This is a genomic window from Streptomyces sp. PA03-5A (genome assembly GCF_033792725.1).
GTDB lineage: Bacteria > Actinomycetota > Actinomycetes > Streptomycetales > Streptomycetaceae > Actinacidiphila.
Map to the genome: position 1 here is coordinate 61,600 of NZ_JARAVL010000009.1, position 24,514 is coordinate 86,113.

The following is a 24,514-nucleotide window of genomic DNA, read 5'->3' on the forward strand; positions in this document are numbered from 1 at the left end:
GGGCTCAGCCCGAGAAGGCGTCGAGGATGCGCGCGGCGGCCAGGGTGGGCGTCAGCGTGCCCTCCCGGACCTGCCGTTCGATCTCCGGGGTCAGCCTGCGCACCTCGGGGTGGCCCCGCAGGCGGCCCAGCAGTTCCTCGCGGACCATGCTCCAGGCCCACTCCATCTGCTGGTCGCGCCGCTTGGCGGCCAGCCGGCCCGTGGACTCCAGCAGCGTGCGGTGCTGCTCCAGCCGCTCCCACAGGGTGTCGAGGCCGGTGCCCTCGCGGGCGCTGCAGGTCAGCACGGGCGGGGTCCAGCCGGCGTCCACCGGGGTCATCATCCGCAGGGCGCCGGACAGTTCACGCGCGGCGGCGCGGGCGTCGCGCTCGTGCGGGCCGTCGGCCTTGTTGACGGTGATGACGTCGGCGAGTTCCAGCACGCCCTTCTTGATGCCCTGGAGCTGGTCACCGGTCCGGGCCAGCGTCAGCAGCAGGAAGGTGTCGACCATGCCCGCGACCGCGGTCTCGGACTGTCCGACACCCACGGTCTCCACGAGCACCACGTCGTAGCCGGCCGCCTCCACCACGACCATGGACTCCCGGGTCGCCTTGGCCACGCCGCCGAGCGTCCCGGCCGAGGGCGAGGGCCGCACGAAGGCCGAACGGTCCACCGCGAGCCGTTCCATCCGGGTCTTGTCGCCCAGGATGGAGCCGCCGGTCAGCGTGGACGACGGGTCGACGGCGAGCACCGCGACCCGGTGGCCGAGCCCGGTGAGCAGGGTGCCGAAGGCGTCGATGAAGGTGGACTTGCCCACCCCCGGCACCCCGCTGACGCCGATCCTGCGGGCGTTGCCCGCGTGCGGCAGCAGCTCGGTCAGGAGCCGCTGGGCGAGCTCCCGGTGGTCGGGCCGCGACGACTCCACCAGGGTGATGCCGCGGGCGATCCAGGCCCGGGAGCCGTCCAGCACGCCTTTGACGTACGCGTCCAGGTCGATGGGGGGAGGCATGGGCTCACAGTTCGTGGCCGAGCGCGGCGGCCAGCCGCGTGACCAGGTCGTACGCCGAGTCGGGGATGACGGTGCCGGGCGGGAAGACCGCGGCCGCGCCCATGCCGAGCAGTTCGGGGACGTCCTGCGGCGGGATGACGCCGCCGACCACGATCATGATGTCCTCCCGGCCCTCGGCCGCCAGTTCCTCGCGCAGCGCGGGCACCAGCGTGAGGTGGCCGGCCGCGAGCGAGGAGACACCGACGATGTGCACGTCGGCCTCCACCGCCTGCCGGGCGACCTCGGCTGGGGTCTGGAAGAGCGGCCCGACGTCCACCGTGAAGCCGAGGTCGGCGAAGGCGGTGGCGATCACCTTCTGCCCGCGGTCGTGACCGTCCTGGCCCATCTTGGCGACGAGGATGCGCGGACGGCGGCCCTCCGCCTCCTCGAAGCGGTCGACCAGCGCGCGGGTGCGGTCCACGGACGGCGACTCCCCTGCCTCGTTCCGGTACACACCCGAGATCGTACGGATCTGCCCGGCGTGCCGGCCGTACACCTTCTCCAGGGCGTCGGAGATCTCGCCCACGGTGGCCTTGGCGCGGGCCGCGTCCACCGCGAGCGCCAGCAGGTTGCCCTCCAGACCCTGACCCGCGCCGCGCTCGGCGGCGGTGGTCAGCGCGGCGAGCGCGTCCTGGCAGACGGCCTCGTCGCGCTCCTCGCGCAGCCGGCGCAGCTTGGCGATCTGCTGCGCGCGCACGGAGGAGTTGTCGACCTTGAGGACCTCGATCTTCTCGTCGCTGTCCACCCGGTACTTGTTGACGCCGATGACGGGCTGCCGGCCGGAGTCGATGCGCGCCTGGGTGCGGGCCGCGGCCTCCTCGACGCGCATCTTGGGGATGCCCGCGTCGATGGCCTGCGCCATACCGCCGGCGGCCTCGACCTCCTGGATGTGCTGCCACGCGCGCCGCGCCAGGTCGTACGTCAGCTTCTCCACGTACGCGGAGCCGCCCCAGGGGTCGATGACCCGGTTGGTGCCCGACTCCTGCTGCAGCAGCAGCTGGGTGTTGCGGGCGATGCGCGCGGAGAAGTCCGTGGGCAGCGCCAGCGCCTCGTCGAGGGCGTTGGTGTGCAGCGACTGGGTGTGGCCCTGGGTGGCGGCCATCGCCTCCACGCAGGTGCGCGTGACGTTGTTGAAGACGTCCTGCGCCGTCAGCGACCAGCCGGAGGTCTGCGAATGGGTGCGTAGCGAAAGGGACTTCACGTTCGCCGGCTCGAACTGCCTGACCAGCTTGGCCCACAGCAGTCGGGCCGCGCGCAGCTTGGCGACCTCCATGAAGAAGTTCATGCCGATCGCCCAGAAGAACGACAGCCGCGGCGCGAAGGCGTCGACGTCCAGGCCCGCGCCGAGCCCGGCGCGCAGGTACTCCACGCCGTCGGCGAGGGTGTAGGCGAGCTCCAGGTCGGCCGTGGCCCCGGCCTCCTGGATGTGGTAGCCGGAGATGGAGATCGAGTTGTAGCGCGGCATCTTCTGCGAGGTGTACGCGAAGATGTCGGAGATGATCCGCATCGAGGGCTTCGGCGGGTAGATGTAGGTGTTGCGGACCATGAACTCCTTGAGGATGTCGTTCTGGATGGTCCCCGCCAGCTTCTCGGGCGGTACGCCCTGCTCCTCCGCGGCCACGATGTAGAGCGCCAGCACCGGCAGCACGGCGCCGTTCATCGTCATCGACACGGTCATCCGGTCCAGCGGAATGCCGTCGAAGAGCTGCCGCATGTCGTAGATCGAGTCGATGGCGACGCCCGCCATGCCGACGTCGCCGGTGACGCGCGGGTGGTCGCTGTCGTAGCCGCGGTGGGTGGGCAGGTCGAAGGCGACCGACAGGCCCTTCTGGCCGGCGGCGAGGTTGCGCCGGTAGAAGGCGTTGGACTCCTCGGCGGTGGAGAAGCCCGCGTACTGCCGGATCGTCCAGGGCTGGTTGACGTACATCGTCGGGTACGGGCCGCGCAGGTACGGCGCGATGCCCGGGTAGGTGCCCAGGAAGTCCAGGCCCTCCAGGTCGCGACCGGTGTAGAGCGGCTGGACGCCGATGCCCTCGGGCGTCTCCCACACCAGGTCCTCGGCGCCGCGGCCGGTGGTCTCCTTGACCGCGGCGCGCCACTGCTCCTCGGTGGCGCCGTTCCCGGCGCCCGGTCCCAGCTCGATCTCCGAGAAGTCCGGGATCCGCATCACGCCACTCCCATCCGGTCGAGTACGGAGGTCAGGACGGCGACCGCGTCGCCGCCCGCGAAGACGAAGCCGTCGACGCCGGCCGCCGTGTAGGCCTGTTCGTGCCCGCCCGGACGCCCGGCCAGGAACACCCGGCCCGCGCCCGCGGCCTTCAGCGCCGCGGCGACGTCCGCGGCACGCTCCTCGTACAGCGCGTCGCTGGAGCACAGGCACGCGATCTGCGCACCACTGCGGGCGAAGGCCTCGGCCACGGTCGCGGCGTCGACCGCCACCGGGTCGTGGACGGGCTCGACGCCGCCGGCCTGGAAGAGGTTGGCGGCGAAGGTGACGCGGCCGGTGTGCGCGGCGGCGGGACCGAGGGCGGCCAGGAAGACCTTCGGGCGGGACCCGGTCGCGGCCAGGTGGGCGTCCGAGCGGGCGCGCAGGTTCTCGTAGGCCTCGTCGCGGCGGACCTTCGGCAGCCCTCCGGAGGGCGCGGCCGGGGCCGGGTCGCGCTCGACGGGTGCCTCGGACAGCAACGGGAACTCGCTGACGCCGGTGATCGGTTCGCGGCGCTTCGCCAGCGCCTGGGCCCGCTTGGCCCAGGTCGCGGCCAGGCGGTCGGCGACCAGGCCGGAGGCGAGGGCGGCGGCCTGTCCGCCGGCGCGCTCCAGCTCCTGGAACCAGGCCCAGGCGGCCCCGGCGAGCTCGTCGGTGAAGCGCTCCACGTACCAGGAGCCGCCGGCGGGGTCGACGACCCGGGCCAGGTGGGACTCCTCCAGGAGGATGGTGGAGGTGTTGCGGGCGATGCGGCGCGCGAAGGCGTCGGGCAGGCCCAGCGCGTGGTCGAACGGCAGCACCGTGACCGAGTCCGCGCCGCCGACACCGGCGCCCAGCGTGGCGACGGTGGTGCGCAGCATGTTCACCCACGGGTCACGGCGGGTCATCATCACCGGCGAGGTGACGACGTGCTGGCGCTGCCCCGCCGCCGCGGTCGCGCCGCACACCTGCGCGACGCGGGCCCACAGCCGGCGCGCCGCGCGCAGCTTGGCGATCGTCAGGAACTGGTCGGCGGTGGCGGCGTAGCGGAACTCCAGCTGACCGCAGGCCGCGTCGACCGGCAGTCCGGCCTCGGTGAGCGCCCGCAGGTAGGCCACACCGGTGGCCAGGGAGGCGCCGAGTTCCTCGGCGGCCGAGCCGCCCGCCTCGTGGTACGGCAGGGCGTCCACGGTCAGCGCGCGCAGCCCCGGGTACTGCTCGTGGGCCCGGCGGGCCAGCCCCGCGGCGGCGGCGGTGTGCGCGGCGAGCGCGTCGGCGTCACCGGTGCGGGCGACGTGGCCGAGGGGGTCGGCGCCGAGGTTGCCGCGCGCGGCCCGACGGGCCACGCCGCGTTCGTCGTACAGCGCGAGCAGCGCCTGCCCGGCGGCCTCGAAGTCCGCACCCGCCTCGAGCACGACCGGGGCGAGGTCGAGGTAGACGCCGTCCAGGGCCGCGCCGAGCGCGGACACCGGGAGCCCGGCGTCGCCGAGCACGAGCCAGAGGGAGGTGACGCCGTTCTCCAGGTCGGCGAGCACCGCCTCGTTCGCGCGGGCCGCGTCGGGCCGGGCGTGGCGCTGGCGCACGTCCCAGCCGCCGAGGACGCCGCCCGCCGGGGCGCCGCCCCGGGTGAAGGGCGCGAAGCCGGGGAGGCCGACGCGGTCGCCGAAGGCGTCGGGCGCGTCGGGCGCGGTGTACAGCGGGCGCGTGGTCAGCCCGTCTTCGAGGGTGGTGGACAGAGCGTCCTCCGCCGCCTGACCCGAGACGTCCTTGCCCGCCTTGCGCAGGACGCCCTCTACGAGGCGCCGCCACTGCTCGTGGGTCGCATCCGGGAATTCGGCGGCCAGAGAAAGCCCGTCATCAGGCAGGACCGTCATGCTCAGAGGTTAGTGCCCGTGAGCAGGTGAGCAGCAGGGGGCACACCTGTGACCTAGCCCATTCCCGTGCGCCCTTGATCCGTTCGGACGCGATGCCCTATTCGACGCCCTGTTCGACCGCGCTGTTCGCGAGGTGCCCGGACGCCCCGGCGCGGGCGGCGGCCGTGGCCTGCGTGAGGTCGGCCACCTGGCGGCGCAGCTCACGGACCTCCCGCAGCAGCTCCTCCGTGACCTCCTGGACCCGCCGGTTCTCCTCCTCGTCCTCCTGGAAGCGGGCCAGGAACCAGGCGGCGATGTTGGCGGTGACCACACCGAGCAGGGCGATGCCCGAGAGCATCAGCCCGACGGCGATCAGCCGGCCGACGCCGGTGGTGGGGGCGTGGTCCCCGTAGCCCACGGTCGTCATCGTGGTGAAGGACCACCACAGGGCGTCGCCGATGGTGCGGATGTTGCCGTGCGGGGAGTTGCGCTCGACCTCGAGGACGGCGACCGATCCGAACGCCAGCAGCCCGAGCACGGCACCGACGACGTACGTCGTCAGGCGCACCTGAGCCGCCATCCGCACCCGCTGGCCGACCAGGAAGAGCGCGGAGACCAGCCGCAGCAGGCGCAGCGGCTGGAGCAGCGGGAGGACGACCACCGCCAGGCTGAGCGGCTGGCGCTTGACGAACTCCCAGCGACGCTCGCTCAGCCCCAGCCGGACCACGTAGTCGGCGGCGAACAGGGCCCAGACCGTGCGCTCCGTCCAGTGCGCGGTGGTGATGAGCGAGGGGTCGGCGGCCGGCACCAGGATCGGCAGGGCGTAGGCGGCGCCGAACACCACGGCCAGGGCGAGCAGCGGCGCCCTGGTCTGCTGCTCCCAGCGTTCGAGACGGTTCATGGGCTCAGTGTGCACGCTCTCCCCGCACGCCCTCAGCGGCACGGCAGGCCAGGTCACGGCGCCGCCGACCGTGGCCCGGTTGGGGCAGGTTTCCCGAACGGTTCGCGTACTGGCCCCCACTTGTTCGGACAAGTTGAGGAAGCTGACGGCTCCACACATCCGACGGCCCATCGCATCTTCCGGGAGACAGGCCCTTCATGAACGCCCTTGACCGCAGAAGGTTCATGCAACTGGCGGGCGGTACGGCCGCCCTGACCGCGCTGTCCACCAGCATCGCCCGCGCGGCGGAGATACCCGCGCACAGGACCACCGGTTCCCTTAAGGACGTCGAGCACATCGTGGTCCTGATGCAGGAGAACCGCTCCTTCGACCACTACCTCGGCACCTTGCGCGGCGTCAGGGGGTTCGGGGACCCGCACCCCGTGACGCTGCCGAGCGGCAAGCCGGTCTGGCACCAGTCGGACGGCACGAAGGAGGTGCTGCCCTTCCACCCGGACGCCGACGACCTCGGTCTGGCCTTCCTTGAGGACCTGCCGCACGGGTGGAAGGACACCCAGGCCGCCTTCAACAAGGGCCGGTACGACCAGTGGATCCCGGCCAAGTCCGCCACGACGATGGCGCACCTGACCCGTGAGGACATCCCGTTCCACCACGCGCTCGCCGACGCCTTCACCATCTGCGACGCCTACCACTGCTCCTTCATGGGATCCACCGACCCCAACCGCTACTACCTGTGGACGGGCCACACCGGCAACGACGGCAAGGGCGGCGGCCCGGTCCTCGGCAACGACGAACTGGGCTACTCCTGGACGACCTATCCCGAGCGGCTGGAGAAGGCCGGGGTCTCCTGGAAGATCTACCAGGACGTCGGCGACGGCCTGGACGCCGCCGGCGGCTGGGGCTGGATCGAGGACGCCTACCGCGGCAACTACGGCGACAACTCGCTGCTGTACTTCGACCAGTACCGCAACGCCAAGCCCGGCGACCCGCTGTACGACAAGGCCCGCACCGGCACCGACGCCCGCAAGGGCGAGGGCTTCTTCGACCTCCTGCGCGCCGACGTCAAGGCAGGGAAGCTGCCGGAGGTCTCCTGGGTCGTGGCCCCCGAGGCCTTCACCGAGCACCCCAACTGGCCCGCCAACTACGGCGCCTGGTACATCTCGCAGGTCCTCGACGCGCTCACCTCCGACCCGGAGGTGTGGAGCAGGACCGCGCTGTTCATCACCTACGACGAGAACGACGGGTTCTTCGACCACGTCGTGCCGCCGTTCCCGGCCGGCTCGTCCGCACAGGGCGCGTCCACCGTCGACGTCACCCGCGACGTGTACGCCGGCGACAGCGGGCACCCGGCGGGTCCGTACGGGCTGGGTCAGCGCGTCCCGATGTTCGTCGTCTACCCCTGGAGCAAGGGCGGCTACGTCTGCTCGCAGACCTTCGACCACACCTCCATCATCCGGTTCATGGAGCGCCGCTTCGGCGTGACCGAGCCCAACATCTCCCCCTGGCGCCGCGCCGTCTGCGGCGATCTGACGACGGCCTTCGACTTCCGGCACAAGGACAGCCGCACCCCGCGGCTGCCCGACACCGACGGCTACCTCCCGCCGGACGGCGACCGTCACCCCGACTACTCCCCGGTCCCTCCCGCGAAGGGCTCGCTGCCCCGTCAGGAGCGCGGTCTGCGCCCCGCACGGCCCGTCCCGTACGACCTCGCCGCCGACGGCGCGGTCAGCGCCGCGGGCTCGCTGCGGATCGAGTTCGCCTCCCACGGCGAGGCCGGCGCCGGTTTCCTGGTCACCTCCACGACGGACGCCTCCGGTCCGTGGACGTACACCGTCGGGTCGGGGCACTCGCTCACCGGCGCCTGGAACGTCGCCGCGGGCGCCCACGGCGACTACGACCTCACCGTGCACGGCCCCAACGGCTTCCTGCGCCGGTTCGCCGGCCGGGCCGCGGCGGCGGGTGCCGAGGTCGGCGCCCGCCACGACGGCGGGAGCGGCGCCGTGCGCCTGGTCCTGACCAACCAGGGCCACTCGACGGTCACACTCACGGTCAAGGACGGCTACGGCGAGCACAAGCCGGCGTCCCACCGGCTGCGTCCGGGCGCCCGTGTCGTGCACGTGGCCGAGACGCACCGCAGCCACGGCTGGTACGACCTGTCGGTGACCTCCGACCACGACGGCACCTTCCGGCGCCGGCTGGCCGGCCACGTCGAGACGGGCCGGGAGAGCACCAGCGACCCGGCGATCGGCGGCTGACCGTCCCGCACGGTACGAGGGCGCGCGCCCGCTACATCGGCTCGACGTAGCGGGCGCGCCACTCCGGGCGGGGGTCGGCGCCCGGGCTCGTCCAGTACTCCCGTCCGGCGACGATCCGCCCGTCGCGGACGGTCCAGAACGACGCCGCGTGGAAGAGCCCGAGGTCCACGTGCGGCACCTCGACCTCCGAGACGGCCTGGTCGCCGTCGCCCACGACCCGCAGGACGCGGATCGACCAGCCTTCCGGGTACTCGCTGTTGACGGCGAGGAAGTTGGCCCTGCCGACGATGCGCTCGCCGCTCACGGGCCACTCCACCACGGCGTCCTCGGCGATCAGTTCACCGGCACCGGCCCAGTCGCGCGCCTGGATCCGCTGCCACAGCTCTTCGACGACCTTCGCAGACTCCACGCTCACAGCATGCCCGAAGGAGCGCCGCCGGGACCCCGGTACGGCAGGGTCTGCCGATAGACGACGCTGGTCGTCGCGCTCCCGAACTGCGCCAGCTCGTCCATGACTTCCTCCAGGTGGCCCATGGACGCGGCGGCGACCTTCAGCACGTAGCACTCCTCCCCGGTGGTGCGCAGGCACTCCAGGATCTCCGCACGCTCCGCGAGCAGCCGGTGCAGGGGCTCGTGCCGGCTGCCGGGGTACTTCAGGCGGACGACCGCGAGGACCGGGTAGCCGGCCTTGCCGAGGTCGACCTCCGCGCGGTAGCCCGTGATGACGCCCAGGCTCTCCAGCCGGCGGACCCGCTCGGTGGTCGCGGAGGCGCTGAGGCTCACCCGGCGGGCCAGTTCGGTGAAGGGCACCCGGCCGTCGCGCTGCAGCTCGGTGAGGATCGTCCAGTCGGTCGCGTCGAGATTCTCGGCCATGCGGCGAAGATACCGGCGGATCCACGGCCGGGCGTCGCCCACACCGCGAGGAATGCCTTCCAGGCGGGACCTCCGGCTGGATAGCCTGACGGAGTGCGAATCGGTGTGAACGTCCCCAATTTCGGGCCCGGAACCGACCCCGGCGTGCTGCGCGACTGGGCGCGGACGGTGGAGGGTCTCGGCTTCGACCTGCTGATGGTCTCCGACCACGTCGTGGTGACGCCGGACGTGGCGGAGCAGTACCCGGCACCCTTCTACGAGCCCTTCACCACCCTCTCCTGGCTCGCGGGCGTCACCGACAAGATCCGGCTGGGGACGACGGTGCTGATCCTGCCGTACCGGCATCCGCTGCTGACCGCCCGGATGGCCGCGAACCTCAACGCGCTCAGCGGCGGGCGGCTGGTGCTCGGCGTGGGCGTCGGCTGGGCGCGGCAGGAGTTCGCGGCGCTCGGCGTCCCCCACGAGCGGCGCGGCGCGCTGACGGACGAGTACCTGGCGGCACTGCGCGAGGCCTGGAAGGACGAGGCGGACTACGCCGGCGGCCCCGTGCCGCTCTGGATCGGGGGCAACAGCACGGCGGGACGACGGCGGGCGGTCCGCGTCGGCGACGCGTGGCATCCGCTGCGGTTCAACCTGCCCTGGCTGCGCGAGGCCGTCGGCGACCTCGCCTCTCAGGCCCGCGAGCAGGGACGGCCCGTACCCGCACTCGCGCCGCGCATCGCGCTGCGGCTCACGCCGGGACCGGTGACCGGGCCGGACCGGCTCGCCGGCGAGGGCACCCTCGACCAGATCACCGCCGACCTCGACGGACTGCGGGCGCTCGGCGCGGACACCGTCGTCCTGGACCCCTTCAACGGCGACCCCCACGAGATCCTGCGCCCGCAGACGGCGTGGCAGGCGCTCGCGGCCGTCGCCGCCCACCGCTCACGAACGGAGTGACGATGACCGACGAGATGACGACCCGGCTGCTGCGCCGGGCGGTCGAACTGGCCGCGGAGGCCCGTGCGTCGGCAACCCGCCCTTCGGCTCGCTGCTGGCGGGGCCGGACGGCGCCGTGCTCGCCGAGGACCGCAACAGCAGCCTGAGCGACGACGACATCACCGCCCACCCCGAGCTGAAGCTGGCGCGGTGGGCGGCCCGGGAGCTCGATCCGGCCACCGCGGCCGCCACCACCCTGTACACCAGCTGCCAGCCCTGCGGGATGTGCGCGGGCGCCATCGAGCGCTCGGGCCTGGGCCGGGTCGTCTACGCCCTGTCCACCGACCAGCTCACCGGGCTCAAGTCGCCCGCCGCCAAGGCCGGTTTCCCGCACGTGCCGCAGGACGGCCCGGCCCTGTACGACGAGGCCCGGGTCCCGGTCGAGGGCTACTACTGATCCCGCCGGCCCCCGCCCCGCGGCCTCACTCCTGCTTCTCGCCCGAGGCGAAGCGGGAGATGATCAGGGCGACGATGATGATGGCCCCGTTGAGGAACTGGTTCCACAGCGGGGGCACGCCCGCCAGGGTCATCACGTTCACGACCAGCTGCAGGGTGAGGACACCGGTCAGCGCCCCGAAGAGCGTGCCGCGGCCGCCGTTGAGGCTGACCCCGCCGATGACGGTCGCGGCGAAGACCTGGAAGATCCAGCCGCTGCCCTGGTCAGCGGAGATCGAGCCGTAGTGCCCGCTGTAGAGCACGCCCGCGAAGGCCGCGAGCACGCCGCCCACGATGAGCACCACCCAGGTGATCCGGTCCACCCGGATGCCCGCGGTGCGCGCGGCCTCGGGGTTGCCGCCGATCGCGTACAGCGCCCGGCCGTGCCGCAGCCAGGCGAGCGCGCAGCCGCCGACCGCGAAGAGCAGGGCGCAGACCCAGATCGCGGCGGGCACCCCGGCCCAGGAGGCGTGGCCGAGGTAGGTGAAGGAACCGGGGAGCTCCACGATGGAACGGCCCTCGGAGATGGCGATCTGCAGCCCGCGCAGCATGGTGAGCGCGCCGAGGGTGACGATGAAGCCGTTCAGCCGCAGCTTGAGGATGAAGAAGCCGTTGACGGCACCGATGACCGCGCCGACCAGCAGGCACACCGGTATCGCCGTCCAGACCGGCAGCAGTTCCAGTCCGTTGAAGCGGCCGCCCGCCGAGGGCAGGACGAGCCAGACGGCGATGACCGGCGCGACGCCGATGGTGGACTCCAGCGACAGGTCCATCCGGCCCGCGATGAGGATCAGCGCCTGGGCCAGCACGAGCAGGCTGAGCTCGGTGGACTGCTGGGCGACCCCGATGAGGTTGTCGGAGGTGAGGAACGCCGGCGAGACGATGAAGCCGATGACGCCCAGCACCAGGATGGCGGGGACGAGGGACAGTTCGCGGAAGCGGGCGAGCCCGCCCGGTACGCGGCGCGGCGTCCCGGCCGCGGCCGCCTCGGCGGTGGGCGCCGGCGGCTCGGTGACGTCAGTGGTGGTGGACATGGCTACCCTTCCTCTTCCTCTTCCTGCTCGGTGTCCCGCTCCTGCGCGGGACGGGCGGCCACGCCCTCCATGGCGGCGACCAGTTCCTCGTCACGCCAGCCCCGGCCGAACTCCGCGACCACCCGGCCGTGGAACATCGCCACGATCCGGTCGCACGCCCTGAGGTCGTCCAGCTCGTCGGAGACGACCAGCGCGGCCCGGCCGTCGTCGGCGACCTTGCGGATCCTGCCCAGCAGGAACTCCTTGGACCGCACGTCCACCCCGTTGGTGGGCCGTACCGCGACCAGCACATGGGGGTCGGTGGCCAGGGCACGGGCGACCACGACCTTCTGCTGGTTGCCGCCGGAGAGCGCGGAGACGGAGGTCGCCGCGCCCGGCGTCCTGATGTCCAGGTCCTTGATCATGCGCTCGGCGAACTCGCGGGTCCGCGAGGGCAGTACGGTGCCGAACGGCCCGAGCTGGTCCGTGACCGTGAGGGTGGCGTTCTCGGCCACGCTGCGCGTGCCGACCAGGCCCTGGTGGTGGCGGTCCTCGGGGACCAGGCCCACCCCCGCGGCCAGGGCGGCGGGGACGCCGGAGCCGCGCACCTCCCGGCCCGCGACGGTGATCCGCCCGGCGTCGGCGCGGTGCAGTCCGGCGAGGGTCTCCCCCAGCCGGACGTTTCCGCTGGCGGTGGCCCCGGCGAGGCCGACGACCTCGCCGGCGCGGACCTCCAGGCGGACGTCCGCGTAGGCGCCGCGCAGGGTCAGGCCGGTCACGTCCAGCAGCGGCGCGCCGCCGGTGGCCGCCGCCCGGCCGCCCGCCGGGCCGCCGGCCGCGGGCGCGGCGGCGCTCTCCCCGGTCATCGCCTCGACCAGGGCGTCGTGGTCCAGTTCGGCCACCGGGGCGGTGACGATGTGCCGGGCGTCCCGGTAGACGGTGACGGTGGTGCAGAGGTCGTAGACCTCCTGCAGGTGGTGCGAGATGAAGAGGAAGGCCACGCCCTGCCGTTGCAGGTCGCGGAGCTTGTCGAAGAGCCGGGTGATACCGCGGGCGTCGAGCCGGGCGGTGGGCTCGTCGAGGATGATGAAGCGGGCGCCGAAGGACAGGGCGCGTGCGATCTCCACGAACTGCCGCTGCTCGACCGTGAGGTCGCGGGCGCGTGCGGCGGGGTCGATGTCGACCCCGTACTCGCCGAGCAGTTCGGCCGCCCGGCGGCGCAGTGCCGTCCACCGGATGGGGCGCAGCGCGCCGGGGCTCTGCCGGTTGAGGAAGAGGTTCTCGGCCACGGAGAGGTCGCCGATGACGGTGGAGCGCTGGTAGACGCAGGCGACCCTGGAGCGCCAGGCGTCGGTGTCGCCGAAGGAGGGCGCCGGTTCGCCCGAGAAGCGCAGGGTGCCGTCGTCGGGCTGCTGGAGGCCGGTGAGGATGCCGACGAGGGTGGACTTGCCGGCGCCGTTGCGGCCCACGAGGGCGTGCGACTCGCCCGGGGCGACCGAGATGCCCGCGTCGCGCAGCGCCACGGTGGCGCCGAACCGCTTGCTGATCCCGGTCGCCTCGGCCACGGCCGGCGGCGCGGTGGCGGGGTCCGCCATGGTGGTCTTCCGTTCTTCGGGTGCGGACGGACGGTCAGCCGATGTTGTTGCCCCACAGGGCCTTGTCGTCGACGTTTTCCTTGGTCACCAGCGGCGCGGGGAGCTGGTCCTCCAGGCCGTTGGGGATGCTGATGATCGTCGAGTCGTGGTCGGTGGGGCCCGCCTTGAAGGTCTTCCCCTCCGCGGCGGCCTTGGCGTAGTACAGCGCGTACTTGGCGTAGAGGTCGGCGGGCTGGGAGACGGTGGCGTCGATCTCGCCCTTGCGGATGGCGTCCAGCTCCTGCGGGATGCCGTCGTTGGAGACGATGCTGATGTGGCCCTTCTGCCCGGCCGGCTTGAGCAGGCCCTTCTGCTTGAGCAGGGCCAGCGTCGGCTGCAGGAAGACACCGCCCGCCTGCATGTAGATGCCGTTCAGGTCGGGGTGCTGGGCGAGCAGGCTCTGCAGCTTGGCGGAGGCGACGTCGCCCTTCCAGTCGGTGGGCAGCTCGAAGACCGTGATGCCGGGGAACTTCTCCTTCATGCACGCCGCGAACGCCTCGGAGCGGTCGCGGCCGTTGATGGAGTCCAGGGCGCCCTGGAACTCGGCCACCTTGCCCTTGCCGCCCAGTTGCTCGCCCAGGAACTCGCAGGCCTTGGTGCCGTACGCCTTGTTGTCGGCGCGGACGACCATGTAGACGTCGCCCTTGTCGGGGCGGGTGTCCACGCTGACCACGGGGATCTTCTTGCCGGCGAGGGTGTCGAGGGTGGAGGCGATGGCGCCGGTGTCCTGCGGCGCCATCACGACGGCCTTGGCCCCGGTGTTCTGGAAGACCTGGACGTTGGCGACGAGCTTGGTGATGTCGTTCTGCGAGTTGCTCCGCGGCAGCGCGTTCAGGCCGTCGTCCTCGATGCCCTTCTCGACGTACTGCGCGTAGGAGTTCCAGAAGTCGGAGTCCGAGCGCGGCAGGTCGATGCCGATGGCGGGCTTGTCGTCGCCGGAGCCGGCGGCGGTGCCGGTGCTGCCGCGGTTGCAGGCGGTGGCGAGCGCGGCCGTGACGAGAACGGCCGCGGCGATCGCGGCGGTGGAGCGCGTGCGGGCGGGCTTCATGCCGTGTTCTCCCTGTCCGGGTAAGCCGGGGCGATTCATCCGAGGTATCCCGGACGAAAGGAAGGTAAGTCCGTCCCGCGACCCTGACAACCCCTTATACGGACACGATCGAATGGAGTTCGAGGGGCGAGACATCCGAGGAATGGATTGCCAGCCCCGTCCCGGAGGCCTAGAGTCACCGTGGCGCGAGACCTCCGATGTCTTGGCCAGGCCGAGCGTGAAAGGCAGCCACTTGTCCGCAACCTCCGCCCGCATCACCGCGATCGACACCCACGACATCCGCTTCCCCACCTCACGGGAGCTCGACGGTTCGGACGCGATGAATCCGGACCCCGACTACTCCGCCGCGTACGTGGTGCTGCGGACCGATGCCGACGACGGCCACGAAGGACACGGCTTCGTCTTCACCATCGGCCGGGGCAACGACGTCCAGGTCGCGGCGATCGAGGCACTCCGCCCCCATCTCGTCGGCTGGCCGGTCGAGGAGCTGTGCGCCGACCCCGGCTCCGTGGCCCGCGACCTGACCGGCGACAGCCAACTGCGCTGGCTGGGGCCCGAGAAGGGCGTGATGCACATGGCGATCGGAGCCGTCGTCAACGCCGTGTGGGACCTGGCCGCCAAGCGCCGGGGCCTTCCGCTGTGGCGGCTGCTGGCCGAGGCCGAGCCCGAATGGCTCGTCTCCCAGGTCGACTTCCGCTACATCGCCGACGCCCTCACCCCCGAACGCGCGCTGGAACTGTTGCGCGCGGGCCGGAAGGGCGCCGCCGCGCGCACCGCCGAACTGCTGGAGCACGGCTACCCCGGCTACACCACCTCGCCCGGCTGGCTCGGCTACTCCGACGAGAAGCTGACCCGCCTCGCCGAGCAGGCCGTGGCCGACGGCTTCACCCAGATCAAACTGAAGGTCGGCGCCGACCTGGGCGACGACGTACGGCGCATGCGCACGGCCCGCGCCGCCGTGGGCCCGGACGTGCGCATCGCGATCGACGCCAACCAGCGGTGGGGCGTCGCCGAGGCCGTGGCATGGGTCACCGCGCTGGGCGAGTTCGACCCGTACTGGATCGAGGAACCCACCTCCCCCGACGACGTCCTCGGCCACGCCGCGATCCGCAAGGCGGTCGCGCCGGTCCGGGTCGCCACCGGCGAGCACGTGCAGAACCGGATCGTGTTCAAGCAGCTGCTGCAGGCCGGCGCGATCGACGTGCTGCAGATCGACGCGGCGCGGGTCGGCGGGGTCAACGAGAACCTGGCCATCCTGCTGCTGGCCGCCGCCTTCGGCGTCCCGGTGTGCCCGCACGCCGGCGGCGTCGGACTGTGCGAACTGGTGCAGCACCTGTCGATGTTCGACTTCGTGGCACTGGCCGGCACGACCGAGGACCGCTCCATCGAGTACGTGGACCACCTCCACGAACACTTCACCACGCCGGTCGTCATGCGCCGCGGCCACTACACCGCTCCGGTGGCGCCCGGCTTCTCCGCGCAGATGAGGCCGGAATCGATCGACGCGTACCGCTACCCCGACGGTACGTTCTGGGTGGCCGACCGGGCACGGCAGGAAGGTGGGACGGCATGAGCGAGGAGTTGCGCGACCTGGAGGGCCTCGGGGCCCTGGTCACGGGCGGCGCCTCCGGGATCGGGCTGGCGACCGCGCGGCTGCTGGCCGCGCGCGGCGCCCGCGTCGCCGTACTGGACCTGGCGCCGGACGGACTGCCGGCGCACCTGACGGGTTTCAAGGCCGACGTCAGCGACGACGCCTCCACCCGCGCCGCCGTGGACTGCGCGGCGGAAGCCCTCGGCGGCCTCGACGTCCTCGTCAACAACGCGGGCATCGGGGCGGCGGGCACCGTCGAGGACAACCCCGACGAGCAGTGGCACCGCGTGCTCGACGTCAACGTGCTCGGAATCGTGCGCACCACCCGCGCCGCGCTCCCGCACCTGCGGCGCTCGGCCCGTCCCGCGATCGTCAACACCTGCTCCATCGCCGCCACCGCCGGGCTGCCGCAGCGCGCGCTGTACAGCGCCAGCAAGGGCGCCGTGCTCTCGCTGACCCTGGCGATGGCCGCCGACCACGTCCGCGAGGGCATCCGGGTCAACTGCGTCAACCCCGGTACCGCCGACACCCCGTGGGTGGCCCGGCTGCTGGACGCCGCCGACGACCCCGAGGCGGAACGCGCCGCCCTCGACGCCCGGCAGCCGATGGGCCGCCTGGTGACCGCCGACGAGGTCGCCGCCGCCATCGTCTACCTGGCGAGCCCCGCCGCGGCCTCCGTCACCGGCACCGCGCTCGCCGTGGACGGCGGCATGGCCGGGCTGCGGCTGCGCCCGGCCGGGAAGTGAGGGCCCGGACCGCGATGCGCACCACCACCCTGGGCCGCAGCCAAGTCGCCGTCACCGAGGTGGGCTTCGGCGCCGCCCCGATCGGCAACCTCTTCACCCCGGTCGCCGACGACGCCGCCCGCGCGGCCGTGGACGCCGCCTGGGACGCAGGCGTCCGCTACTTCGACACCGCGCCCCACTACGGGCTCGGCCTGTCCGAACGCCGGCTCGGCGCCGCCCTGCGCGACCGGCCGCGGGCCGAGTACACCGTCTCCACCAAGGTCGGGCGGCTGCTGGAGCCCGGCGGACCGGGCGGGGACGACCTGGCGAACGGCTTCGCCGTGCCCGCCGGGCTGCGCCGCGTCTGGGACTTCAGCGCCGACGGCGTACGGCGCTGCGTCGAGGCGAGTCTGGAGCGCCTCGGCCTGGACCGCGTCGACGTGGTGTACCTCCACGACCCCGACGACCACGCCGAGGAGGCCTTCGGCCAGGCGTACCCGGCGCTGGAGGAACTGCGCGCGCAGGGCGTGGTCGGGGCGATCGGCGCGGGCATGAACCAGACCGCCATGCTCGCCCGCTTCCTGCGGGACACCGACGTCGACGTGGTGCTGATGGCCGGCCGCTACACACTGCTGGAGCAGGAGGGCCTGGCCGAGGTGCTGCCGCTGGCCGCGGCCCGCGGCGCGAGCGTGGTCGTGGGCGGCGCCTTCAACTCGGGCCTGCTGATCGACCCGGGCGAGGACGCCACGTACGACTACGCCCCCGCCCCCGGGCCCGTGCTCGCCCGCGCCCGCCGCCTGCGGTCGGTGACCGGCCGGCACGGCGTGCCGCTGCGCGCGGCCGCCCTGCGCTTCCCCGCGGCCCATCCCGCCGTGGCGAGCACGCTGGTGGGGCTGCGCTCCGCCGACGAGGCGCGGGACACCGCGGCGATGCTGCGGCTGCCGCTCCCGGCCCCGATGTGGGCCGACCTGCGCGCCGAGGGCCTGCTCCGCGCGGACGTACCCGTACCGGACGAGGAGGTGTCATGAGGGTCGCCCTGCACACGAAGGTGCGAGCGGACCGGATCGCCGCCTACGAGGCGGCGCACCGAGAGGTGCCCGCTGAGCTGACCGCCGCCATCCGCGGCGCGGGCGTGCGCGAGTGGACGATCTGGCGCAGCGGCGGCGACCTCTTCCACCTGCTGGACGTCGGCGACTACCCGGCGATGCTCGCCGCGCTGGAACGGCTGCCCGTCAACATCGCCTGGCAGGCGCGGATGGCGGAGCTGCAGGAGGTCGCCCACGACTACTCCGCCGAGGGCGCCGGGGCGCCGCTGCCGGTGGTGTGGCAGCTGTGACCGCGGTGGAAGCATTCATCGACGCGCACCACCACCTGTGGGACCTGTCGGTGCGCGACCAGGACTGGATCACCGGGGAGCGGCTGGCCCCGCTGCGCCGCGACTTCTCCCTCGCCGACCTGGAACCGGAGGCGAAGGCCGCCGGGGTCACCGCGACCGTCCTCGTCCAGACCGTCACGGTGGCCGCGGAGACCCCGGAGTTCCTGGCGCTGGCCGCGGGCAGCGACCTGGTGGCCGGGGTGGTCGGCTGGACCGACCTGACGGACCCCGCGGTCGCGGACCGGCTCGCGGCCCTGCGCGAACTGCCGGGCGGCGAGCACCTGGTGGGGATCCGCCACCAGGTGCAGGGCGAAGCCGACCCCGAGTGGCTGCTCCGTCCCGACGTGCTGCGCGGACTGCGCGCGGTGGCCGACGCGGGGCTCGTCTACGACCTGGTGGTGCTCGCCCGCCAGCTCCCGGCGGCGACCCGCGCCGCCGGCCTCGTGCCCGAGCTGGTGTTCGTCCTCGACCACCTGGGCAAGCCGCCCATCTCCGAGGGCGGGACGCGGCCCTGGAGCGACGACCTGCGGTCGCTGGCCGCACGGCCCAACACCGTGTGCAAGCTCTCCGGCATGGTCACCGAGGCCGACTGGGACACCTGGACCACGGCCGACCTCGCCCCCTACGCCGCCACCGTCCTCGACGCCTTCGGGCCCGGCCGCCTGATGTTCGGCTCCGACTGGCCGGTGTGCCGGCTCGCCGCCTCCTACGCCGAGGTGGTCGACGCCGCCCGCGCCCTGACCGGCGGACTGGACGACGGCGAGCGGCGGGAGGTCTTCTCCGGCACGGCCCGGCGCGTCTACGGCCTCTGATCCCCCCGCGCGGACCGGCCCCGGGCGGGGTGCGGGTGACTAGACTCCCACCCCTGGCAGCACGAGGGACGGGCGTGGGCGCGTGAGCGACGGCAGACCGGACACACCCCCGGCGGGCGCGGCGGGGCGGCTCACCGTGCGCGACGTCCTCGACCTCGACCTCGTGACGCCCTGGGTGCCGGAGGTCGTGGCCGGTTCCGCCCATCTGCACCGCGCGGTGCGCTGGCTGCACGTGGCCGAGGCGCTGGACGTCGGGGTCATGCTCAGCGGCGGGGAGATGGTGCTGACCACCGGACTGCTGCTGGCGGGCGACGAGCGGGCGCAGCGCGAGTACGTCGAGTCGATGCAGCGCGCCGACGTCGCGGCGGTCGTCCTGGGCCTCGGCCGGGCGTTCCGCACCACGCCCGAGCCGATGCGCCGGGCCGCCGAGCGCTGCGGGGTGCCGCTGATCGTGCTGCACCGGCCGGCACCGTTCGCGCGGCTCACCGAGGAGGTGCACGCGCGGCTGGTGCACGGCCGGTTCGCCGCGCTCGACCTCTCCGACCGGGTCCGCTCCTCGCTGACCGCGCTCAACCTCTCCGGCGCCAGCCTCCAGCAGGTCCTGGACGAGATAGCGGCGCACAGCGGCTGCCCGGCCGTCGTCGTCAACCTCGCGCAGCGCGTGCTGGCCTCGGCCGGGGACAAGGGCTCGCTCAACGACCTGCTGCGCGACTGGGAGCGGGTCTCCGGTCAGGTCGCCGAACTGGCCGGCAGCGGCGCGGTGACGGTCGGCCCGGACGGCTGGGTCGTCGCCCCGCTGGAGGCACGGGGCCGGCAGTGGGGGCGCCTGGTGCTCTTCGGCTACCACGGCCCGGAGGAGTTCGGCCGGGTGCTGGGCGCCCGTGCCTCCGAGGCGCTCGCCATGCACCGCCTCCTCGGTGACCAGGACCGGGGCTGGGAGGACCAGGCCGCCGAGTCGCTGCTGCACGACCTGGCGACGGGCACGGCCCGCCCCGAGCAGCTGGTCACCCGGGTGCGCGCCGCGGGGCTCCCGGTCAACCGGCGCACCTTCGTGCCCGTCGTCGTCCGCCCCCTCGGGGCGGTGCCGGAGGGCCGGGACGACATGCCGGAGCTGATCGAGCACGTACTGGCCGAACACCCCGGCGTCGCCGGGCTGGTGGCGCGGATCGGCTCCGCCGGCACGGCGGTCCTGCTGAGCATCCCGTACGGTCAGGACGCCGATGCCGCCGTGCACAAGGTGGCGGTGCGGGTGCACGAGGAGCTCGCCGGGCGGCACCGTACCGCGGTGGCCGGCGCGGGTTTCGGCTGCCGGGAGCTGGACGAGGTCCGCCGTTCCTTCGTCGAGGCGGTGCACGTGGCGGACGCGGCGGTCGCCGGCCCGCCCGGGGCACCGGTGGCCCGGCTGCGCGACGTGCGGTTGCGCGGCCTGGTCCGCCTGCTGCGCGACGAGCCGGAGCTGCAGGCCTTCATCGGGCGGGAGCTGGGGCCCCTGCTGGGGAACCCGGCGCTGCTGGAGGTGCTGCGCACCTACCTGGCCACGGGCCGCAACAAGTCGGCGGCCGCCCAGGTGCACCACGTCAGCCGGCCCGCCCTGTACCGGCGGCTGCAGAGCATCGAGTCGCTGCTCGGCATCGACCTGGACGACTGGGAGCAGCTCACCTCGCTGTACGTGGCGCTGCTCGCGCACGAGGCGCAGCGCGCCGCGGGGCCCGGGTCCGGCCGCTGAGCGGACCGGACCCGGGCCCCTGTACGAACCGGCGGGGTCAGCTCCTGTGGTCGGGCGCGAGACGGCTGAGCAGGAGGTAGACGAGGAGGGAGGCGGCGAGGCCGACGGCCCACCCGTAGTCCGCGAGCGGCTTCAGGAAGGGGATCATCCCGTCGACGGGGAACGGCCCCTGCTTGACGCCCTTGGCGTCGAGCCCGGAGTGCGAGCCGCCGATGGCCAGGACACCGCCGACCGCGAACGCCGCCAGCGCCCGCCAGTTCCACCCGCCGTCGTACCAGTAGCGGCCCTCCGTCCGGTACAGGTCGGCCAGCTCCAGCCGGGTGCGGCGCAGGATCCAGTAGTCGGCGATGAGGATGCCGGCCACCGTGCCGAGCAGACCGCCGACGGTGCCGAGCCAGGTGAAGATGTACGCCTGCGGGCTGGCCAGCAGCTTCCAGGGGAAGATGACGACGCCCACGACCGCGGTGATCAGCGCACCGGTGCGGAAGCTGATCCTGCGCGGCGCGATGTTGGAGAGGTCGAAGGCGGGCGAGACCACGTTGGCCGCTATGTTCACCGACAGGGTGGCCACCAGGACCGTGATCAACGCGAAGAGCACCGCGGCCCAGTTGTCGAGCTTGGCGGCCAGCGCCACCGGGTCCCAGATCGGCTCGCCGTACACCGCCTGCGAGCCGGAGGTCACCAGCACCGACAGCAGCGCGAACAGCGTCATCGTGGTGGGCAGTCCGAGGGACTGGCCCCACAGCTGGGCGCGCTGGCCGGCGGCGTAGCGGGTGAAGTCGGGGATGTTGAGGGAGAGGGTCGACCAGAAGCCGATCATGCCCATGAGGGCGGGGAAGAAGACCTTCCAGAAGTCACCGCCCCAGCCGAGGGCGGAGGGCTGGTCGAGCAGCGGGCCGAAGCCGCCGGCCTTCACGCTCATCCAGATCAGCAGCGCGATCGCGCCGACGATGACGAAGGGGGCCGCCCAGTTCTCGAACCGCCGCACCATCTCCATGCCGCGCACGATGATCGCGACCTGGATGATCCAGAAGACGACGAAGGAGAGCCACTGCGTCCACGGGTAGCCGCCGATCGTCCCGGCGGTCGCCCAGGAGTCGCCGAAGAGCTTCCCCGCGAGCAGGAAGATGCCGGAGCCGCCGATCCAGGTCTGGATGCCGAACCACACGCAGGCGACCGCCGCCCGGACCAGGGCGGGCAGGTTGGCCCCGCGCACCCCGAACGACGCGCGGGCGAAGACCGGGAACGGGATGCCGTACTTGGGACCGGCGTGGCCGGTGAGCAGCATCGGCACGAGCACGATGAGGTTGGCGAGGGCGATGGTGAGCACCGCCTGCTTCCAGTCCATGCCGAGGGCGACCAGGCCCGAGGCGAGGGTCCAGGAGGCGACGTTGTGCGCCATCCCGATCCACAGCGCGGTGAAGTTGTACGTGGTCCACTTCCGCTTGGCGAGCGGAACGGGGAGCAGGTCCTCGTTGGCGTAGGGGCCGGACGGGACGGCGTCGGGCGGGAGCTCGACGCGGCCGTCGGCCCCGGTTCTTCCGGCAGGGGGTGGAGCGGTGGCTGTCATGGCAGCCCCTTCGTTCGAGGCGGGGAACGGGGATCGAACGTGCCGTGCGGGGGGATGGCGGGCCCGGGATCAGCCGCGGAGCGCGGGGATGACGGTGGAGCCGTAGACGTCGATGGTGGACTCCTTGGCGTCCTGCATGTCGTACAGGGCGAACTGGTCGACACCGAGGGCCTTCAGGGCGCGCAGCTTCTCGATGTGCTGCTCGGCGGTGCCGATGAGGCAGAAGCGGTCGACGATCTCGTCGGGGACGAACGCGGTGTCGGGGTTGCCGGTGCGGCCGTGGTGCGAGTAGTCGTACCCCTCACGGGCCTTGATGTAATCCGTGAGCTCCTGGGGGACCGCGCTCGACACCTCGCCGTACCGGGTCACCAGGTCGGCGACGTGGTTGCCGACCATGCCGCCGAACCAGCGGCACTGCTCGCGGGCGTGGGCCAGCGCCTGCGGGGAGTCGTCCTCGGTGACGTAGGCGGGGGCCGCCACGCAGACCTTGACCTGCGAGGGGTCCCGGCCGGCGGCGACCGCGGCATCCCTGACCGACTTGACCATCCACTCGGTCAGGTAGACGTCGGCGAGCTGCAGGATGAACCCGTCCGCCTTCGCCCCGGCGATCGCCAGCGCCTTCGGTCCGTACGCCGCCATCCACACCGGCAGTTGCGCACCGGGCCGCACCCACGGGAACTTCACCACCGTCCCGCCGCCGAGGTCGGCCTCGCGGCCCTCGGCGAGGTCGCGGATGACGTGCATCGCCTCCTCGATGCGGGCGAGGGTGTTGGGCTTGCGGCCCGCCACACGCATCGCCGAGTCGCCCCGGCCGATGCCGCAGATCGTCCGGTTGCCGAACATCTCGTTCAGCGTGGCGAAGGTGGACGCGGTCACCTCCCAGGTACGGGTGCCCGGATTGGTGACCATCGGGCCGACGACCATCCGCTCCGTCCGCGCGAGGATCTGGCTGTAGATGACGAACGGCTCCTGCCACAGCACCGTGGAGTCGAAGGTCCAGCCGTGGGTGAAGCCGTTGCGCTCGGCGCGCCGCATCAGCTCCACGACCCCCGACGCGGGCGGGTCCGTCTGCAGGACGAGACCAAAATCCATAGCTCTGCTCCCTGGGGTGGCTAGACGAGGTACTGGCAGGTCTCGCGGGTCTGGTAGCGGCCGTGGCCGGCCCGGCCCAGGTAGCGGTCCCGGTCGACGACGACGGTGCCGCGCGACATCACGGTGCGGGCCTTGCCGCGTACGTGCTTGCCCTCGTAGGCCGAGTAGTCGACGTTCATGTGGTGGGTGGAGGCGGACATCACCTGCTCCGCATCGGGGTCGTAGATGACGATGTCGGCGTCCGCGCCCGGCGCGATGGTCCCCTTGCGCGGGTACAGCCCGAACATCCGCGCCGGGGTCGCGCAGGCGATCTCGATCCACCGGCGCCGGCTGATGTGCCCGTCCACCACCGCCTGATGGAGCAGGTCCATCCGGTTCTCCACCCCCGGCAGACCGTTGGGGATCTTCGAGAAGTCACCCCGGCCCAGCTCCTTCTGCCCCACGAAGCAGAACGGGCAGTGGTCCGTGGACACCACCTGCAGGTCGTTGGTCCGCAGACCCTTCCACAGCTCCGCCTGGTGCTCCTTCGGGCGCAACGGCGTCGAGCAGACGTACTTGGCGCCCTCGAAGTCCGGCTCCGCCAGGTTGTCCGTGGACAGGAACAGGTACTGCGGGCACGTCTCGGCGAAGACGTTGAGACCGCGGTCGCGCGCCGTCGCCAGCTCCGCGACCGCCTGCTGGGCCGAGACGTGGACGACGTAGAGCGGCGCACCGGCCACCTCGGCCAGCCGGATGGCGCGGTGGGTCGCCTCGGCCTCCAGCAGCTCCCGCCGGACCTCGCCGTGGTAGCGGGGGTCGGTCTTGCCCGCGGCCAGCGCCTGCTCGACGAGCACGTCGATGGCGATGCCGTTCTCCGCGTGCATCATGATCAGGCCGCCGTTGTCGGCACCGCGCTGCATGGCCCGCAGGATCTTGCCGTCGTCGCTGTAGAAGACACCGGGGTAGGCCATGAACAGCTTGAAGGAGGTGACCCCTTCGTCGACGAGGAGGTCCATCTCCTTGAGGCTGTCCTCGTTCACGTCCGACACGATCATGTGGAACGCGTAGTCGACGGCGCAGTTGCCCTCGGCCTTGGCGTGCCAGGCGTCGAGTCCGGCACGCAGCGACTCGCCCACCGACTGGACGGCGAAGTCCACGATCGTCGTCGTACCGCCCCAGGCGGCGGCCCGGGTGCCGGTCTCGAAGGTGTCCGAGGCGAAGGTGCCGCCGAAGGGCAGCTCCATGTGGGTGTGCGCGTCGACACCGCCCGGGACGACGTACGTCCCGGTCGCGTCGATCACGGTGCCGGCCGTCCAGCCCTCGGCGACCGTGCTGCCGGTGGTGGCGAGGGCGACGATCTTCTCGTCCTCGACGAGGACGTCGGCGTGGACCTCCTCTGCGGCGGTGACGACCAGTCCGCCGCGGATCAGGGTTCGGCTCAC

20 protein-coding genes and 1 pseudogene are annotated in these 24,514 nt (G+C 72.8%); 9 read left to right on the forward strand and 12 right to left on the reverse strand.

Translation table 11 applies throughout. The features are described from left to right. Positions 1 to 4 precede the first annotated feature (4 nt). The 4 genes from meaB to PV410_RS13245 form a co-directional block, all read right to left on the reverse strand. Positions 5 to 988 (reverse strand): methylmalonyl Co-A mutase-associated GTPase MeaB, encoded by a 984-nt coding sequence (gene meaB, locus PV410_RS13230; RefSeq protein WP_500324300.1) that lies wholly within the window; start codon positions 986 to 988, stop codon positions 5 to 7. Between the two features lie 4 nt (positions 989 to 992). Next, positions 993 to 3,194, reverse strand: a complete 2,202-nt coding sequence (scpA, locus tag PV410_RS13235; RefSeq protein WP_500324301.1) for a methylmalonyl-CoA mutase — start codon at positions 3,192 to 3,194, stop codon at positions 993 to 995. Next, complete coding sequence (gene mutA, locus PV410_RS13240) at positions 3,194 to 5,086, reverse strand: methylmalonyl-CoA mutase small subunit (RefSeq protein ID WP_500324302.1); 1,893 nt, start codon at positions 5,084 to 5,086, stop codon at positions 3,194 to 3,196. The genes scpA and mutA overlap by 1 nt, the downstream gene beginning before the upstream one ends. 97 nt (positions 5,087 to 5,183) lie before the next feature. Continuing rightward, positions 5,184 to 5,966 carry a potassium channel family protein gene (locus PV410_RS13245; RefSeq protein WP_500324303.1) on the reverse strand — a complete coding sequence of 261 codons (783 nt, stop codon included), beginning with the start codon at positions 5,964 to 5,966 and terminating at the stop codon, positions 5,184 to 5,186. Positions 5,967 to 6,163: 197 nt separating this feature from the next. Here PV410_RS13245 and PV410_RS13250 point away from each other — a divergent pair, with 197 nt between their 5' ends. Further along, the gene (locus tag PV410_RS13250; protein WP_500324304.1) at positions 6,164 to 8,221 is read left to right on the forward strand and encodes a phosphocholine-specific phospholipase C; all 2,058 of its coding nucleotides are present in this window, start codon (positions 6,164 to 6,166) and stop codon (positions 8,219 to 8,221) included. Between the two features lie 31 nt (positions 8,222 to 8,252). Here PV410_RS13250 and PV410_RS13255 read toward each other — a convergent pair whose 3' ends face one another. Next, complete coding sequence (locus PV410_RS13255; RefSeq protein ID WP_500324305.1) at positions 8,253 to 8,630, reverse strand: nuclear transport factor 2 family protein; 378 nt, start codon at positions 8,628 to 8,630, stop codon at positions 8,253 to 8,255. A gap of 2 nt (positions 8,631 to 8,632) precedes the next feature. After that, a complete protein-coding gene (locus tag PV410_RS13260) occupies positions 8,633 to 9,094 on the reverse strand; it encodes an Lrp/AsnC family transcriptional regulator (protein ID WP_500324306.1) in 462 nt (153 codons plus the stop codon). A 93-nt stretch (positions 9,095 to 9,187) separates the two neighbouring features. Here PV410_RS13260 and PV410_RS13265 point away from each other — a divergent pair, with 93 nt between their 5' ends. Further along, the gene (locus tag PV410_RS13265; RefSeq protein ID WP_500324307.1) at positions 9,188 to 10,033 is read left to right on the forward strand and encodes a TIGR03619 family F420-dependent LLM class oxidoreductase; all 846 of its coding nucleotides are present in this window, start codon (positions 9,188 to 9,190) and stop codon (positions 10,031 to 10,033) included. Between the two features lie 2 nt (positions 10,034 to 10,035). Continuing rightward, positions 10,036 to 10,469 (forward strand): annotated as a pseudogene (locus PV410_RS13270) (nucleoside deaminase). 25 nt (positions 10,470 to 10,494) lie between these two features. Here the strand turns inward: PV410_RS13270 and PV410_RS13275 are convergent. The 3 genes from PV410_RS13275 to PV410_RS13285 are packed head-to-tail and all read right to left on the reverse strand — an operon-like array spanning position 10,495 to position 14,202. Beyond that, positions 10,495 to 11,541: an ABC transporter permease gene (locus PV410_RS13275; RefSeq protein WP_500324308.1), complete on the reverse strand. Its 1,047-nt coding sequence runs from the start codon at positions 11,539 to 11,541 to the stop codon at positions 10,495 to 10,497. A gap of 2 nt (positions 11,542 to 11,543) precedes the next feature. Continuing rightward, positions 11,544 to 13,115, reverse strand: a complete 1,572-nt coding sequence (locus PV410_RS13280) for a sugar ABC transporter ATP-binding protein (protein ID WP_500324309.1) — start codon at positions 13,113 to 13,115, stop codon at positions 11,544 to 11,546. Between the two features lie 34 nt (positions 13,116 to 13,149). Next, positions 13,150 to 14,202, reverse strand: a complete 1,053-nt coding sequence (locus PV410_RS13285; protein ID WP_499510657.1) for a sugar ABC transporter substrate-binding protein — start codon at positions 14,200 to 14,202, stop codon at positions 13,150 to 13,152. 232 nt (positions 14,203 to 14,434) lie between these two features. On the opposite strand from PV410_RS13285, the gene PV410_RS13290 reads away from it, so the two are divergent. The 6 genes from PV410_RS13290 (at position 14,435) to PV410_RS13315 (ending at position 20,431) form a co-directional block, all read left to right on the forward strand. Continuing rightward, a complete protein-coding gene (locus PV410_RS13290) occupies positions 14,435 to 15,775 on the forward strand; it encodes an enolase C-terminal domain-like protein (protein WP_500324310.1) in 1,341 nt (446 codons plus the stop codon). Beyond that, the gene (locus PV410_RS13295) at positions 15,772 to 16,539 is read left to right on the forward strand and encodes an SDR family NAD(P)-dependent oxidoreductase (RefSeq protein WP_500324311.1); all 768 of its coding nucleotides are present in this window, start codon (positions 15,772 to 15,774) and stop codon (positions 16,537 to 16,539) included. Before PV410_RS13290 ends, PV410_RS13295 begins: the two co-directional genes overlap by 4 nt. Positions 16,540 to 16,553: 14 nt before the next feature. After that, complete coding sequence (locus PV410_RS13300; protein WP_500324312.1) at positions 16,554 to 17,546, forward strand: aldo/keto reductase; 993 nt, start codon at positions 16,554 to 16,556, stop codon at positions 17,544 to 17,546. Continuing rightward, a complete protein-coding gene (locus tag PV410_RS13305) occupies positions 17,543 to 17,854 on the forward strand; it encodes an L-rhamnose mutarotase (protein WP_500324313.1) in 312 nt (103 codons plus the stop codon). Before PV410_RS13300 ends, PV410_RS13305 begins: the two co-directional genes overlap by 4 nt. Next, the gene (locus PV410_RS13310) at positions 17,851 to 18,705 is read left to right on the forward strand and encodes an amidohydrolase family protein (RefSeq protein WP_500324314.1); all 855 of its coding nucleotides are present in this window, start codon (positions 17,851 to 17,853) and stop codon (positions 18,703 to 18,705) included. Before PV410_RS13305 ends, PV410_RS13310 begins: the two co-directional genes overlap by 4 nt. A gap of 82 nt (positions 18,706 to 18,787) precedes the next feature. Continuing rightward, positions 18,788 to 20,431, forward strand: a complete 1,644-nt coding sequence (locus PV410_RS13315; protein ID WP_500324315.1) for a PucR family transcriptional regulator — start codon at positions 18,788 to 18,790, stop codon at positions 20,429 to 20,431. Positions 20,432 to 20,468: 37 nt separating this feature from the next. On the opposite strand, the gene PV410_RS13320 is transcribed toward PV410_RS13315, so the two are convergent. The 3 genes from PV410_RS13320 to hydA form a co-directional block, all read right to left on the reverse strand. After that, positions 20,469 to 22,001 carry an NCS1 family nucleobase:cation symporter-1 gene (locus tag PV410_RS13320; protein WP_500324316.1) on the reverse strand — a complete coding sequence of 511 codons (1,533 nt, stop codon included), beginning with the start codon at positions 21,999 to 22,001 and terminating at the stop codon, positions 20,469 to 20,471. Between the two features lie 69 nt (positions 22,002 to 22,070). Continuing rightward, positions 22,071 to 23,093 carry a TIGR03842 family LLM class F420-dependent oxidoreductase gene (locus PV410_RS13325; protein WP_500324317.1) on the reverse strand — a complete coding sequence of 341 codons (1,023 nt, stop codon included), beginning with the start codon at positions 23,091 to 23,093 and terminating at the stop codon, positions 22,071 to 22,073. A 20-nt stretch (positions 23,094 to 23,113) separates the two neighbouring features. Beyond that, positions 23,114 to 24,514 (reverse strand): dihydropyrimidinase, encoded by a 1,401-nt coding sequence (hydA, locus tag PV410_RS13330; RefSeq protein ID WP_500324318.1) that lies wholly within the window; start codon positions 24,512 to 24,514, stop codon positions 23,114 to 23,116.

Coding starts and splice junctions, on each gene's coding strand:
- PV410_RS13325 (WP_500324317.1), bottom strand. CDS start 23,093: ATGGATTTTGGTCTCGTCCTGCAGACGGACCCGCCCGCGTCGGGGGTC.
- PV410_RS13245 (WP_500324303.1), bottom strand. CDS start 5,966: ATGAACCGTCTCGAACGCTGGGAGCAGCAGACCAGGGCGCCGCTGCTC.
- meaB (WP_500324300.1), bottom strand. CDS start 988: ATGCCTCCCCCCATCGACCTGGACGCGTACGTCAAAGGCGTGCTGGAC.
- PV410_RS13295 (WP_500324311.1), top strand. CDS start 15,772: ATGAGCGAGGAGTTGCGCGACCTGGAGGGCCTCGGGGCCCTGGTCACG.
- scpA (WP_500324301.1), bottom strand. CDS start 3,194: ATGCGGATCCCGGACTTCTCGGAGATCGAGCTGGGACCGGGCGCCGGG.
- PV410_RS13285 (WP_499510657.1), bottom strand. CDS start 14,202: ATGAAGCCCGCCCGCACGCGCTCCACCGCCGCGATCGCCGCGGCCGTT.
- mutA (WP_500324302.1), bottom strand. CDS start 5,086: ATGACGGTCCTGCCTGATGACGGGCTTTCTCTGGCCGCCGAATTCCCG.
- PV410_RS13260 (WP_500324306.1), bottom strand. CDS start 9,094: ATGGCCGAGAATCTCGACGCGACCGACTGGACGATCCTCACCGAGCTG.
- PV410_RS13305 (WP_500324313.1), top strand. CDS start 17,543: ATGAGGGTCGCCCTGCACACGAAGGTGCGAGCGGACCGGATCGCCGCC.
- PV410_RS13320 (WP_500324316.1), bottom strand. CDS start 22,001: ATGACAGCCACCGCTCCACCCCCTGCCGGAAGAACCGGGGCCGACGGC.
- PV410_RS13280 (WP_500324309.1), bottom strand. CDS start 13,115: ATGGCGGACCCCGCCACCGCGCCGCCGGCCGTGGCCGAGGCGACCGGG.
- PV410_RS13250 (WP_500324304.1), top strand. CDS start 6,164: ATGAACGCCCTTGACCGCAGAAGGTTCATGCAACTGGCGGGCGGTACG.
- PV410_RS13275 (WP_500324308.1), bottom strand. CDS start 11,541: ATGTCCACCACCACTGACGTCACCGAGCCGCCGGCGCCCACCGCCGAG.
- PV410_RS13300 (WP_500324312.1), top strand. CDS start 16,554: ATGCGCACCACCACCCTGGGCCGCAGCCAAGTCGCCGTCACCGAGGTG.